This is a genomic window from Methylobacterium frigidaeris (assembly GCF_022179185.1).
GTDB lineage: Bacteria > Pseudomonadota > Alphaproteobacteria > Rhizobiales > Beijerinckiaceae > Methylobacterium > Methylobacterium frigidaeris.
In genome coordinates, this window is sequence record NZ_BPQJ01000014.1 from 98,244 (window position 1) to 111,273 (window position 13,030).

At 70.8% G+C, this 13,030-nt stretch carries 13 protein-coding genes and 1 tRNA gene (1 of these 14 running past the window's edge); 6 read left to right on the plus strand and 8 right to left on the minus strand.

The features are described from left to right. Nucleotides 1-25: transfer RNA gene (locus MFF64_RS16310), tRNA-Arg, on the plus strand; it begins 152 nt to the left of the window's first position. Nucleotides 26-135: 110 nt separating this feature from the next. Further along, nucleotides 136-927 (plus strand): class I SAM-dependent methyltransferase, encoded by a 792-nt coding sequence (locus MFF64_RS16315; RefSeq protein WP_099900869.1) that lies wholly within the window; start codon nucleotides 136-138, stop codon nucleotides 925-927. Nucleotides 928-935: 8 nt separating this feature from the next. On the opposite strand, the gene MFF64_RS16320 is transcribed toward MFF64_RS16315, so the two are convergent. Continuing rightward, the gene (locus MFF64_RS16320) at nucleotides 936-1,904 is read right to left on the minus strand and encodes a class I SAM-dependent methyltransferase (RefSeq protein ID WP_238191545.1); all 969 of its coding nucleotides are present in this window, start codon (nucleotides 1,902-1,904) and stop codon (nucleotides 936-938) included. Between the two features lie 522 nt (nucleotides 1,905-2,426). On the opposite strand from MFF64_RS16320, the gene MFF64_RS16325 reads away from it, so the two are divergent. Next, nucleotides 2,427-2,765: a hypothetical protein gene (locus tag MFF64_RS16325; RefSeq protein WP_133123552.1), complete on the plus strand. Its 339-nt coding sequence runs from the start codon at nucleotides 2,427-2,429 to the stop codon at nucleotides 2,763-2,765. A gap of 77 nt (nucleotides 2,766-2,842) precedes the next feature. On the opposite strand, the gene MFF64_RS16330 is transcribed toward MFF64_RS16325, so the two are convergent. From MFF64_RS16330 to MFF64_RS16345, 4 genes are read right to left on the minus strand one after another with little or no spacing between them, the layout of a single operon-like run. Then, nucleotides 2,843-4,459 (minus strand): hypothetical protein, encoded by a 1,617-nt coding sequence (locus MFF64_RS16330; RefSeq protein WP_099904190.1) that lies wholly within the window; start codon nucleotides 4,457-4,459, stop codon nucleotides 2,843-2,845. Continuing rightward, nucleotides 4,456-6,423: an NAD-dependent epimerase/dehydratase family protein gene (locus MFF64_RS16335; RefSeq protein WP_238191547.1), complete on the minus strand. Its 1,968-nt coding sequence runs from the start codon at nucleotides 6,421-6,423 to the stop codon at nucleotides 4,456-4,458. Before MFF64_RS16335 ends, MFF64_RS16330 begins: the two co-directional genes overlap by 4 nt. Continuing rightward, a complete protein-coding gene (locus MFF64_RS16340; protein WP_238191548.1) occupies nucleotides 6,420-7,319 on the minus strand; it encodes a transketolase family protein in 900 nt (299 codons plus the stop codon). Before MFF64_RS16340 ends, MFF64_RS16335 begins: the two co-directional genes overlap by 4 nt. Further along, nucleotides 7,319-8,176 carry a transketolase gene (locus MFF64_RS16345; protein ID WP_238191550.1) on the minus strand — a complete coding sequence of 286 codons (858 nt, stop codon included), beginning with the start codon at nucleotides 8,174-8,176 and terminating at the stop codon, nucleotides 7,319-7,321. The genes MFF64_RS16340 and MFF64_RS16345 overlap by 1 nt, the downstream gene beginning before the upstream one ends. 390 nt (nucleotides 8,177-8,566) lie before the next feature. On the opposite strand from MFF64_RS16345, the gene MFF64_RS16350 reads away from it, so the two are divergent. The 3 genes from MFF64_RS16350 (at nucleotide 8,567) to MFF64_RS16360 (ending at nucleotide 11,173) form a co-directional block, all read left to right on the plus strand. Further along, on the plus strand, nucleotides 8,567-9,697 hold the full coding sequence (locus MFF64_RS16350) for a polysaccharide deacetylase family protein (RefSeq protein ID WP_238191551.1): 1,131 nt from the start codon (nucleotides 8,567-8,569) through the stop codon (nucleotides 9,695-9,697). A 59-nt stretch (nucleotides 9,698-9,756) separates the two neighbouring features. Then, on the plus strand, nucleotides 9,757-10,926 hold the full coding sequence (locus tag MFF64_RS38020) for a L,D-transpeptidase (protein WP_309296455.1): 1,170 nt from the start codon (nucleotides 9,757-9,759) through the stop codon (nucleotides 10,924-10,926). Between the two features lie 73 nt (nucleotides 10,927-10,999). After that, on the plus strand, nucleotides 11,000-11,173 hold the full coding sequence (locus tag MFF64_RS16360; RefSeq protein WP_165795693.1) for a hypothetical protein: 174 nt from the start codon (nucleotides 11,000-11,002) through the stop codon (nucleotides 11,171-11,173). Nucleotides 11,174-11,400: 227 nt separating this feature from the next. Here the strand turns inward: MFF64_RS16360 and MFF64_RS16365 are convergent, their stop codons facing one another. From MFF64_RS16365 to MFF64_RS16375, 3 genes are all read right to left on the minus strand, one after another. Beyond that, complete coding sequence (locus MFF64_RS16365; protein WP_238191553.1) at nucleotides 11,401-11,844, minus strand: DUF421 domain-containing protein; 444 nt, start codon at nucleotides 11,842-11,844, stop codon at nucleotides 11,401-11,403. 28 nt (nucleotides 11,845-11,872) lie between these two features. Further along, complete coding sequence (locus tag MFF64_RS16370; RefSeq protein ID WP_099901503.1) at nucleotides 11,873-12,391, minus strand: hypothetical protein; 519 nt, start codon at nucleotides 12,389-12,391, stop codon at nucleotides 11,873-11,875. 269 nt (nucleotides 12,392-12,660) lie between these two features. Next, nucleotides 12,661-13,020 carry a hypothetical protein gene (locus MFF64_RS16375; protein WP_133123329.1) on the minus strand — a complete coding sequence of 120 codons (360 nt, stop codon included), beginning with the start codon at nucleotides 13,018-13,020 and terminating at the stop codon, nucleotides 12,661-12,663. Nucleotides 13,021-13,030 lie beyond the last annotated feature (10 nt).

The window sequence follows — 13,030 nt, forward strand, 5'->3', positions numbered from 1 at the left end:
CTTTCGAATCCTTTCGGGCGCGCCACTTCACTTCTTCACTCACACTCAAAATGCCGGGCCGCTTGTGCCTCCGGCCGACACTCCCGGCAGGCTGGCTCGGCGCACGAGCGGCCTCACCGATCAGGAACTCGCCGGATGAGCACGCACGCCACGCGCCGCAACCTGGTCGAGCAGGAGGCGGAACGCTTCAAGCCGCCGGTCTTCCGCCCCCGGCGCTCCCGGTGGGACGACCTGCTCGCGGCGGGACGGCGCTTCCTCGATCTCCAGGCCGGGTCGGCCTGGCGCGACATGCGGGTGGAGCTGTCCAAAGCCTCCGGCATCGTGCTCGATGTCGGCTGCGGCGCCCAGGTCTTCCGCTCGCTCCTGCCTCCGGCGGCGCGCTACCGCGGCATCGACACCCGCGACGCCCTCGACCGGTTCGGCTACGCGGTGCCGGACACCGAGTATTTCGAGGGGACCGACTGGAACGTCCCGCCCGAATCCGTCGACGTCGTCCTCTGCACCGAGGTCCTCGAGCATATCGAGACGCCGGCGCCCTTCGTCGACAACCTCTTCCGCTGCCTGCGGCCCGGCGGCCGCCTCGTCATCACGGTGCCGTTCGCGGCCCGCTGGCACTTCGTCCCCTACGATTACTGGCGCTACACGCCGTCCTCGCTGGACCTGCTGCTGCGCCAGGCGGGGTTTCGCGACGTCCGCGTCACGGCCCGCGGCAATCCGGTCACCGTCGCCTGCTACAAGGCGATGGCCCTGTGCCTGATCCCGCTCATGGGCGAGGGCGGCCACCCGGCGCGCCGGCTCCTCGGCGCGGCCCTGCTGCCACTCCTCGGCGGGCTCGCCGTGATCGGCACCCTGTCGCTTCGCTCGGACTGGGGCGAGGATTGCCTCGGCTACACCGTCACGGCGCGCCGGCCCGACGCGGGCTCATAGCGGCTCGGTCACAGCGGCTTGCGCGCCACGCTGAGGAGATTGCCGACATTCAGGCCGACGCTCCGCCGACCCAGGCCCAGGGCCTCCGCGGCGGCCAGGGCGGACGGCTTGAGCGGTCCCGGCAGGGGCAGCAGGCGCAGCCAGTAGCGCAGTGGGTATCGATTCCGGATGGCGCCGGTCGCGATCTCTCCGAACCCCGCCTCGTCGAGGAGGCGGCGCAGGCTCGCCGGGCAGAACAGCTGCATGTGCTCGATGTCGATGATCGGCGAGCGGCGGCCGAGGAGCCGGTTGATCGGCGCCCGGTAATCGTGGGTGACGAAGGCGATCAGCCCGCCGGGCCGCAGCAGGTCATAGGCAGCCTGCGTCAGGCCGCGCGGATCGGGGACGTGCTCCAGGGTCTGGAAGCAGCACACCAGCGACAGGCTGCCCGGCCGGTGCGCGCCGGGCTCGAACACCCCGACCCGCAGGTGCGGGCGGAGCGCGGCGGGGGCCGCCGCGACGGCGTCGTGCGAGGGCTCGACACCGATGACCTCGGCAAACCCGAGATCCAGCAACTCCTGCAGGAAGACCCCGCTGCCCGCACCGATCTCGAGAGCCGTGCCGCCGCGATGCTCCGCGCCGAGCCGGGGCGCCAGAGCCTGCGCATAGGTGCGCGCCGCGTAGCGGGCCTCCTCGGCGCTGTCGTAGCCGGCATCCCGATAGGCACGCGCCAGGGCCTCGGCCCCCGGTGCCTCGGCGGCGAACACGGTCTCGCAGGTCTCGCAGCGGACCAGGCGGAACGTCATGAATTCGGGGACTTTTCGCGAGGCGAAGCTGAGCGCGCCGATCCGGGCGGGGTCGATCGAGGCCGACAGGAAGGCCCGCGCGGCGTGCTCGGGCGCCCCGCAGACCGGGCAGTCGCGGCCCTGGAGTCCGTCCAGGATCGCGGCCGGGGCAGTGATGGTCTGGCTGTTCGGGGTCACAGGCGACGTCCTCACGATCGGGATCGCGGCACGATGGCGGACGCGGGACGCGGCGGCTCGCCGCCCGCGCCCCGTTGATCCTCTGCCCGTTCGTCCGTCTTCCGCATGGTAAGGTCGATGAAACGGTATTCTTGGTTAGCGGATCCTTAAAAGATCCGGGCGGTGCCGGCCCGCGCCCTGTCTCGGCTCATGACATCCCGGCTCATGCGACGACCATCGGGTCGAAACCCGGCCAGCGCGACCCGGCGAACGATCGGTGAGGGGGCGGCCACCGTTCAGCGACCGCCTGTCGAACATCCTCGCCTCACTCTTCGACTTGAGGCGTAGTTTGAAGCGATTCAATGCCAGAATAATTATTGTATTTGACGTTGAATTCTTCTACGGTCTTGTCTTTCAAGCAAAGGCTGGGTGGGACGTATGACCGGTTACGGAAGGCGCCTGCGAACGAACTCCATCCTGGTTTCGGCATGCTTATCAGTTTTTTGTCTCACCCCTCTGGTCGGGCAAGCGCGCGCTGAGGGTGCTGGTCGAAAAGCGTTGATCGCTCTCGAGAAAAAAAGGATCAAGGGAGCGGATTACGTTCAAGTCCATCCGTTCTTTGGCGACTTCACAGGAGATCGACAGGAGGATGCGCTCACCGTTTCCTATTATCATCCCAAGGATGGCGGCAATTCGGATTCGATCGAGGTGAGCCTCTACCAGGGAACGAGCAACGGATTTCGATTCATCAGGACGGTTCCCGATGTGTACGGCCAGTCGCCACGGGCCGCGAAGTTCAGTCGCGGCCGGATCAGGATGACGCTGACGACCTTGGGCCCGAACGATGCGCGGTGCTGTCCCTCTGTGCCCAAGGAGTATGTCATTGCGGCACCATAGTGCCCCCAGCGCCGCGTGAACGCCTGGAGGGCGTCGCAAGCCGTCCTTCGCCTGGTGAGGCGATCGGGTTCTCGACCCTAGAACGCCTCCCCGGCACGCTCCTGGTGCGCCGGGTGATCGGGCCAGCACGGGCCCTGCGGCACGAGCCGCACCAGCGCCCCGGGCCTGGCGAGGACGCGGCCGGCGAGGCGTCCCTCCAGGGCGTCGATCCGGGCGATGTAGTGGAAGAGCGGCCCGTCATTGGGTGGGGTCCGGGCGGCGGCCAGGAGGTTGCAGGCGCTGATCGAGAAGGCCGGGACGACCATGGCGCGGGTCACCTCGTAGAGGGGCGTGACCGCGCCGATGCCGAGGATCGCCACGGCGAGCGCCGCGGACCGGCCGTGGAGCCTCGGCACCGCCGTGCCGACCCGCAAAGCCATGAGGGCAAGGGCCGGGATCGAGGCGCGCATGACGAAATCCGCCCCGCCGAGCCGGTAGAGCGGCGCCAGCAGCAGGAGGCCGAGGACGAGTCCGGTCTCCCGCCTCGTCCAGCGGTCGGCACCGAGGATCGACCCCGGCCCGAGGCCGAGGACGACCAGGGCCGGGACGATCTCGATCGTGAGGAAGAGGACGTACCGGGAGGCGAACTCCCCGGTCATATCCTGGAATCCGTGCGGGACGCGGCCGGCATCCGCTCCGAGATAGATCGCGACCGGCAGGAGCCCGAGTCCGGCGAGGCCCACGGTCGCGACGGCGCCGGGCGTGAGCCGGCCCGCGGCCCGGTCGACGAGGAGCGCGACGATCAGGAAGGGCAGGGCGCCGATGGCGCTCAGCGGCGACCAGAATACGCACAGGCCGAACACCACCGCCAGCGAGGAGGCCCGCAGGGCCGAGGCGCGCCAGAGGCAGTAGGCTCCGACGAAGATCCAGCCCGAGGCCGCGTGGTTCGGTACCCAGAAGAGTTGCGTCACGTGGGACGAGAATTGCAGGTTCCCGAGCCATTGCTCGAGATGGATGCCGGGCGTGGTCGGACCGCCGAGCTTCCACGCGCCGACGACGTCCCAGCCGCTGAACGCGACGAAGACCGCGAGCAGCGCGAGGCCCTGCCGGTGCGACGGGGCGAGGCGGGCGAAGCCGTAGAACAGGCAGCCGAACAGGAGCGCGTTCTGTGCGAGCAGCGCGCCGTGCGCCCCGTACAGGCCGGCGACCTTGCCGATGGCCGCCGGCAGCAGGTAGAGCCCGAGCGGCGCGCGCAGCATCGTCGGGTCGCCGGCATAGAGGTAGCCGACCGGCCAGGGCTCGGCGACGAGGTCGCGCAACACCGCGTCGCGGATCAGCCAGTCGTCGTTGGCGAAGAACAGGTGGGTCTGGCCGCCGAGCAGGCAGAGCCCGATCCCCGCCGCGAGGGCGGCCGTGAGGAGCGGCCCGTCGATGGGCGCGCGGGTCCGCGCGAGGTCGCGCAGGACGAGGAGCAGCGCCGCCGACAGGAGGGCGACCGTGCCCGCCGCGAGCGGCGCGCTCGCCAGATGGGTGGCGAGGAACAGGAGGTTGGGGGCGGCCGCGAGCACCAGCACGATCGCGAAGGGCAGGTGGCCGAGGCCGGCCCCCGCCGCGCTCCGGGTGGAGGGCCGGATTCCGCCATCGTCCCTGACCGCGTCCGGTGCGGCGCGGTCGCGGTGCAGGGCGGGGGCGTCCTGTGCGAGCGCGCGGGTCATGGACGTGCTCTCCCCTCGGGCGGCAGGTCGGTCGCGACGCCGCCGCGGATCAGCGCCGCTCGGATCAGGCGCGGGCGTCCCTTCACCTCCTCCATGATCTTCGCCACGTACTCGCCGATCAGCCCGATCGCGAACAGGTTCAGGGCGCCGAAGAACAGGATCGCCAATTGGGTCGAGACCGCACCGCGCGGGGCGATGTCCGGCACGAGCAGATGGGCGGCGACAAGGATCGTCCCGATGAGGCCGGCGAGGCCGAGCAGCACGATCCCTGCGGCGGTGAGCATCTTCAGCGGCGTGTTGCTGAACGAGAAGATGCCGCGCTTGGCCCATTCGAGGTTGGAGAGAAGATTGTTCGTGCTCGTGCCGAACATCCGCTTCGGGCGCACGTAATCCACCCCGGTCTGGCGGAAGCCGACATAGGCGCGAAGCCCCCGCATGAACAGGTCGCGCTCCGGGCAGTTCAGCAGCCAGCCGACGACGCGCCGGTCCATCAGCGAGAAGTCGCCGGCATCGTGCGGGATCCGCACGTAGCTGAAGGCGGCGAAGACCCGGTAGAACGCCTTGTAGAGCAGGCCCCAGACCAGCGGCATCTCGCGCTTGACGCGGCGGCCATAGACCACGTCGTGGCCCGCGACCCAGGCCTCGTAGAACGGCGCGATCAGCTCGGGCGGGTCCTGCAGGTCGCCGTCGAGGAGCACGCAGGCCTGGGCGGTCGCCAGCTCCATGCCGCTGCGGAACGCCATCTGCGAGCCGAAATTGCGTGAATGCGTGATGCCGAGCACGTGCGGGTCGGAGGCCGACAATTCGCGGATCCGCTCGCCGCACCCGTCCGGGCTCGCGTCGTTGACGAAGATGATCTCGTAATCGACGTCGATCTTGCGGAACACCGCCGTCAGGCGGGCATGCATGATCGGCACCGCCTCCTCGTCCTTGTAGCAGGCGATGATGGCGGCGATGCTCCTGCGCCGCGTCGCGCCGGCCTTGGTGAGCCCGGACAGGTCCGCCCCGGCCTCGCGCATCCAGGCGGCGGTGCGCGCGAGCCCCTCCGCGAGCGAGGTCTCAGGGCGCCAGCCGAGCAGGCGCTCGGCTTTCTCGGGGTTCGCCTGCCAGCGCGCGAGGTCCCAGGCGCGGGGCGCCATCGCGCCGAAGCGAGGGGGCTCGGCGATGCCGAACAGGTCCTTCGCCGTCAGCGCCAGGTCGCCGATCGTCGTCTCGATGCCGGTGCCGATGTTGAGCGATTCGCCGTAGAGGTCGAGCGACATCTTGGCCGCCGCGCGCACGAAGGCCTGGCAGACATCCTCGACGTAGACGAAGTCGCGCGCGATCGTCGGGTCGACGAGGTCGGGATAGCCCCCGTCCATCCCGCGCGACACCACGGCCGGGATCAGGCGGCCGGCATCCTCGTACGGGCCGTAGACCGAGTAGAGCCGCAGGTTGACCACCGGCCAGCGCCGCGTCTTCCCCGCATAGGCGAGGTACTGCGCGGCCGCCGCCTTGGAGACCGCGTAGGCGCTGTTGGGGACGAGGGCCGCGTCTTCCGCCGGGGCGGCGGAGTTCAGGCCGTACTCGGACGACGAGCCGGCATGGACGTAGGCCGCGAGGGTGCCACCCTGGGCCAGCCGCTCGACGCGCCCGACGAGGGCGGTGAAGTTGGTGGCGTAGATCAGGTCGGCGTCGGTCTCGAAGGAATAGGCGCCGTAGGCGATGCAGTCGAACACCGTCGCCGGGCGGATCGCCTCGACGAAGTTGGCGGTGGCCGCCTTGTCGGTGAAATCGACCGCGACCAGGTGCGAGGGGTCGATGCCGCGCAGGCGCGGCGCCGGCAGGACGCGGGCGACGGCGTAGACGTCGCGGCGCCGCGCCAGGATGTGGCGGAACAGGTTGCACCCGACGAAGCCCCCCGCGCCGAGCACGGCGATGGGACCCTTGAGGGTGTCGATCCAGTCGGCGGCGGAGCCGTTCATGCCGAGAGCCTCTGGCGGAGCGACTCCGGATCGAGGCCGCTCTCGCGCCGGTGGAAGCTTTGCGAGCCGTAGGTGCCGGACGGGTAGCCGGCGGCGGCGACCGGGCGGAAGCCCGCCACCGCGATGCCGCCCTCCAGGCACCAGGTGGCGAGGCTCTGGCCGAGGCCGCCTTGCGCGACGTGCTCCTCGACGACACAGAGCGTGCGGCCGGACAGCGCCTCCACGAAGGCCCGCGGCGGCGGGCTCATCGACAGGGGCAGTTCGCTCACGGCCCACACTTCCGGCCCGTCCTCCGTACCGTCCGCGAAGGCCGACCAGGCGAGGCCGGCCATCGGCCCCACCGCCACCACGATCGGCCCGCGTCCCGCGCGCAGGCGGCGCCAAGGCGCGTAGGGAGGCGCGGTGCACCCCGCCGGCACCTCGCCGCGCCCGAGCCGGACGTAAGCGGGCCCAGGATCGCCCCCGGCCGCCTCCACCACGGCAGCGACATCGGTGTCGAAGGCGGGCACGAAGATGCGCAAGGACGGCAGCGTCGAGAGGATGCCGTAATCTTCCAGCGCGTGATGGGTCGGGCCCATCACCCCGTAGGCGTAGCCGCCGCCATTGGCGAGCAGGCGCACCGGCAGGCGGTGAAGGCAGACGTCGTTGCGGATCTGCTCGAAGGCACGGGCATAGCAGAACGGCGCGATGGTGTAGGTCCAGGGCTCGAGCCCCTCGCTGGCGAGGGCCGCCGCCACCCCGATCATGTTCTGCTCGGCGATGCCGGCGTTGAGGAAGCGCGCGCCGAGCGCGTCGCGCAGCGGCTCCAGGGCGCCGAAGCCGAGATCGCCGGTGAGGAAGACGAGGTCGGGGCGCGCCGCCCGGGCGACGAGCGCCGCGCAGAGTTCGCGCCGCATCAGGCATTCTCCCCGGTGCCGAGGACCGCGTCGCCGAGGATCGCAGCTTGCACCTGCTCCTCGGTGAGCGGCAGGTAGTGGCTGTCCAGGCGCCCCTCGATGGCGGGCACGCCGTGTCCCTTCACGGTGTGCAGGACGACGACCACCGGCCGGTCGGTTCCGGGCGCGAGGGCACGGCGCATGGCGGGAAGGTCGTGCCCGTCCGCCTCGCGGATCTCGACGGAAAAGCCGGCCAGAACCCGCCCGATCGGGTCGAGGGAGGCGACCTCGTCGGTCGTGCCGAAGCCCTGGAGCCGGTTGTGGTCGATCAGGATCGTCAGGTTGGACAGCCGCCGGTGGGCGCAGAAGATCAGCGCTTCGAGGGTCGAGCCCTCCTGCCACTCGCCGTCGGAGGTCAGGCAGAAGACCCGGCCCTCCCGGCCCTGCAGCCGGGCCGCGAGGGCGAGCCCGCCGGCCAGCGAGAGGCCGTGTCCGAGGCTGCCGGTGCCGAAGCGGATTCCGGGGAGGCCGCGGGCGGGAGGATGGCCGGGAAGCCGGGTACCGTCGGTGTGGAAGCTGTCGAGCTCGGCGTCAGTGATCAGGCCCCGGCTCCACAGGGTGACGTAGAGCGCGCCCGCCGCGTGGCCCTTCGAGAGGACGAAGCGGTCCGCGTCAGCCAGCATCTCGTGATGCACCAGCATCATCGCGTCGAGGGCCGAGAGGTTGCCGCCGACATGGCCGACGCCGGCCGTCCGGTGCATGGCGAGCAGTCGCCAGCGCGCCAGCCTCAGGAGACCGGGCGCGAGCGGCGCAAGGCCCGCCGGGACGGCGCCGTGCGGCGGGGTCTCCGCCCGAAGGGTGTGTCCGCGCCGTGCCATCCGCCCGAGATTCCGCTGCCCTCCGGCGACGGAACGACGGCCGTGGTTAGCGTCGGGTTAAGGGGCGCGTCGCCGCGATGCGCCGCGACGGCGCGACCATCCTGCCCGCCTTCTTCTTCCGGGTCGACCGCTGAAGAGACGGGCGCGATGCCGTTGGTGCGACCCGTCGATGCCCGATCTATACAGGTCTTTCCTGGCGAACAGGCCGGCTGTGTCGGTATTAATCGTGATTAACCATGCCGGCCGCGTGATCGCCGGCTGCTCCGTGAGAGGCGAGTCACACAGTCAGGTCCCGAAGCGACTGCGGCGGAAAGATGGCGCGTTTACCTGTGACTCAGGTTTGCGTGGGAAATTGTCTGGGATGGTCGTTCGGCGTGGCGGAGTTAGTTCGTGCGTTGCTTCAAGCTCCTGCTGCTGTCCGGAATCCTGTGCCTGCCGCCGGCCCTCGCCGCGGCGGAGGAGTGCCGGCCCGGAGCGCTCGGCACCGCGCGCACCCTCGAAGTGCCGTTCACGCAAGGGCCGGTCGGCAGGGCGAGCTACGGCCGCACCCTGCCGCTCGAGCGCGGCGAGGTGGTGCTGACCTTCGACGACGGGCCGCTACCCCGGCGCACCAACGCCGTGCTCGACGCCCTCAAGGCGGAATGCGTCAAGGCGACGTTCTTCGTCATCGGCAGCATGGTGGCGCAGTTCCCCGACACCCTGCGCCGGACCGCCGCCGAGGGCCACACCATCGCGAGCCACACCTGGTCGCACCGCTATCTCGACCGGGTCCGCAGCCCGGAGGTGCGGCGCGACCAGATCAATGGCGGACTCGAGGCCGTCCGCACGGTCCTCACCGACGACGAGCCGACCCTGTCGCCGTTCTTCCGCTTCCCCGGCCTCGGGCACAGCCCCGCCCTCGACCGTTACGCGACGGCGCAGAGGCTGGTGCCGTTCAGCATCGACGTCGACGGCGACGACTGGAAGAAGATCACCCCGGCCGCGGTGATGGAACGCGTGCTCAAGCGCCTCGACGCGGCGGGGCGGGGGATCATCCTGCTCCACGACATCCAGCCCCGGACCGTCGCGATCCTGCCCGAGCTGCTGCGCCAGCTGAAGGCGCGCCATTACCGCGTCGTCCACGTCGTACCGGCGCAAGCTGATACGAGAGCCGCCCTGGCGGCGCTCGACGCCCCGCAGGGGCGCCCGATCCGCCTCGCCCTCGACCGGCTCGGCGCCCGCATGGCGTCCATGCGCGTGGCCGCCCGCACCCCGGAGGGCGCGCCGGCCTCCGTCGCCGAGGACGCGCCGCTCCTGCTGCGGGCGGGCCTGTTCGAGGAGGCGGAGGTGCCGTCCACGCCGCCGGCCCGCGACCAGACCCGGTCCGGCGAGGCGGTGCGCGTCGCCCTCGTCGCCGATGCCGGGCCGGGCGGCGGTCCCGCGCCCCGGGACGGCTGGAGCGGGTTCGTGGTGATCGGCACGGCCCCGCAGGCCGGGGGCTTCCGCGCCGTCGCCGAGGCGGGACGCCCGCCCGCGCGATGAGCCCTGCCGCGTCGAGCCAGCCCTTTCCCCGTCAAGCCCCTCTCCGGAAAGCCTTCACGATGCGACGTCTCGGCCGGCTCCTGCCCGCCCTTCTTCTCTGCAGCGCGAGCGCCGCCCAGGCGATGAGCGCCGACGAGTCGCCGGCGGGCTGGTGGGCGCCGACCCTGCGGGATTGCGCCGATCCGGCGAGCCCGCGGGTGTTCGAGATCCGGCTGAAGCCGGCCGGCGCGGCGCGGCTCGAGGCGCACGACCTGCGCTGCCGGATCGACAGGGTCTCCGACACGGCGATCGGCTACCGCCTGCACATGCGCTGCTTCCGCTCGGCCGAGGATCTGCGGGCGGAGGCCCATGCCGAGCCTCGGCAGATCGTCGTCGATGCGATCGGCCCGGTGACCATGCGGGCGGACGGGCAGCGCGTCTATCGCTGCCGCTCGCGCCCGGCCGCCGCCATCGAGGCGCTGCGCAGCCCCGTCGCGGACGAGGCGCCGGCCACCGTTCCGGCCCTGCCTCTGCCGGACGCGCCCATGCGCCTGGCCGCGCTCGCCCCCGAGCCGGCTCCTTCCACGCCAATTCTCGCCACGCCAATTCTCGCCACGCCAATTCTCGCCACCCCGCTTCCTGCGGCACCACCCCCCGCCGTGCCGCCTCCTGCGGCGCCGCCTCTCGCCACGCTGCCTCTCACGACTCCTGGTCTCGCGCCGGACGCACCCGCGCGCTTGGCCGCGCTGCCCGCCGAGCCACTGCCGGTGCCCTCAGCGCCACGCCTCGCGCCGCCCGTCGCCTTGCCGGCTTTGCGGCGCGGCAAGGTGGTCGGCTACCCGGGCTCCCAGGCTCCCGGCACCATCGTGGTCGATACGGCGGCGCGCCTCCTCTATCTCGTGCGCGGCGACGGCACGGCGGTCCGCTACCGGGTGGCGGTCGGGCGCCCCGGCACGACCTGGAAGGGGGTCCAGACGGTCACCGCCAAGCAGGAATGGCCGCAATGGACGCCGACGCCGGAGATGCGGCGCAGCCGGCCCGGCCTGCCGCGCACCGTCGCCGGCGGCCCGCGCAATCCGCTCGGGGCGCGGGCGCTCTATCTCGGCTCCACGCTCTACCGCATCCACGGCACCACCGATCCGGGCTCGATCGGCCGGGCCGCGTCGGCCGGCTGCTTCCGGATGCTGAACGAGGACGTGATCGAACTCTACGGCTTCGTGCCCGTCGGCACGAAGGTCGAGGTCATCTGACGCTCTCTCGGAACGATGCGCCGGCCTCCCGATTGCCCCCTGCAGCGGCACATGTGCTGACAAGGAGGCATCGATGGCCAAGGACGACGAAGACCGGCCGGCGAAGATCTCGAACGGCCCCAACGCCCGTCCGCGCGACGAGACGATCGCCCAGACTGGCCCGGGCCTGCCGAACGACAGCAGCGCCCCGGTCACGATCGACGAGGAGGAGGCGAAGCGGATCGAGGAGAAGATCCGGTCGATCTGAGGTCGGAGCGGCGGTTGCGAGTCAGCCGATAGGGCAATGTTGGCCGGCCTCTCATGATTGGGAGCCCGTTCGTTTGACTCCAAGAGATTTCACGCCCTCCTGGTCGTTCCGGGCAGCGAAAGCGCGGCCCGGAACGACCAGGAGGGCGTTCATAGTGTCGAGAAAGTTAGGTAAGCCAGGCAGACTTCATGGCACCCATCGCCGAGAGAGACCGGCTCGATCTCGCATCATTTCTGCTTGGTCACGATGGTGATGCCGCCGGTATGCTCGATGATCGCCGACTGCACCTCCGCGAAGCTGCGGACGCCGTTCTGGCGCATCTCCGCGACCACGTCGCGCTCGTCGATGCGCAGGCGGTGCATCTGGTGCCAGTCCCAGGTGCCGTTGGAATAGATCACGACCGGCGTGCCTTCCGCCACCTGCCCGACCACCGGCCACCACAGCTTCAGCCGCGATGCCGCGAGATGCATCCCCGCGACCGTGCAGGCGGCGAGCACCGCTCCGGTGATCGAGCGATCGGCGCCGAGGATCGGCTGCACCGCCATGCCGCCGAACAGAAAGACCACCGCCATGTCGAGGGGCGTGGCCGAGCGCATGATGCGCCGCGTGGTGACCCGCAGCAGGATCAGGATGATCCCGTACATCAGGGCGGCAGTGAGGACGGTGCGCATCGGGGGCTCGCATCTTCCGAAGAAGCGGTCACGGATAGATCAGGAGAGGCAGATCGACCGGCCGGCCGAGGGCCGAGACCCTGGCCGCGACGGTGCCGGCCTCGCGCGGCGACAGCATCAGGGTGATGTCGCCGCGGCGCTCGGGCCCGAGGCGGAAGCGGTAGGTGACGCCACCGGGCGTCGCGTCCACCGCCTCGGCCCGGGGCTGGGTCGCGGTCACCGAGACATGCTCGAGGAAAGCGGCGTTGAGGCCGATCGCCAAGTGTTCCCCGTCGAGGTGCTCCGCGTCGAGCGGCCGGGTGATCGCGACCCGCATCTGCGAGGGCAGGCCGGCGCGCAGGAAGCGGTCGTAGCGCAGCACGATCGGCGTGTCCGGCACGGCGCGTTCGGCATGCGCCAGGGGGCCGTCGCCGAACAAACCGGCGAGGCCCGCCGCGATCACCACGCCGATCGCGCTCTGAACGCCCGTCTGGAACCAGTTCCAGCGCCGCTCGAACACCGGAAAGGTCCGGATCTCGGTCGCGGTGTCGTCGGATTGGCTCAGCATCGGGGCGTGCTCCGCGTCGGACCGGCGCGCCCGGACGCGGCACCCGGTGCGAACGGCATCGGGTCGCGAGCACGCCGCACCCGGCCGGATCTTCGTGCGTGAGATACGGTCATGCTCACGATAAATCGAAGGTCTCTGCGCCCATGCGTCGTTCGAACCCCGCCGGACATCAGGTGATCATCCTGCGGAGACGGTCGGACTTGCCGGCCTCAACGTGCGGATCCTGAGGGGGTTCGCCTGCAGCGCGCTTGAAGACATCTCACGCTGGGTCAGGCTGGCATCTCGAACGCCACGCCGACGCGGCCGCGCCGACGCCACACCACGCGGCAGCGGCGCATCACGACCTCGCCGGCGATCGCCAGCGTGAACCCGTCCGGTACCACGAGGCCGGCCGGGACCGTGAGCGTGGCGGCGAATGCCGTAAGGTTCGAGACCCGGCAATCGACTGCGGGCGACGGCGAATCGAAAATGATCTCACCGTAGGATCCCATCGGCCCGTCCCTCGATGCCGACGACACGTTCATCGTCAGGTCCGAACGCTCGCACGAAGAGCAATGATCGCTCAAAATTGCCGATTGTTCGCGCAGGAAATCGACCAGAGGCGATAGACACGAGGGCTTAGGGCGCATGGATCCGGCC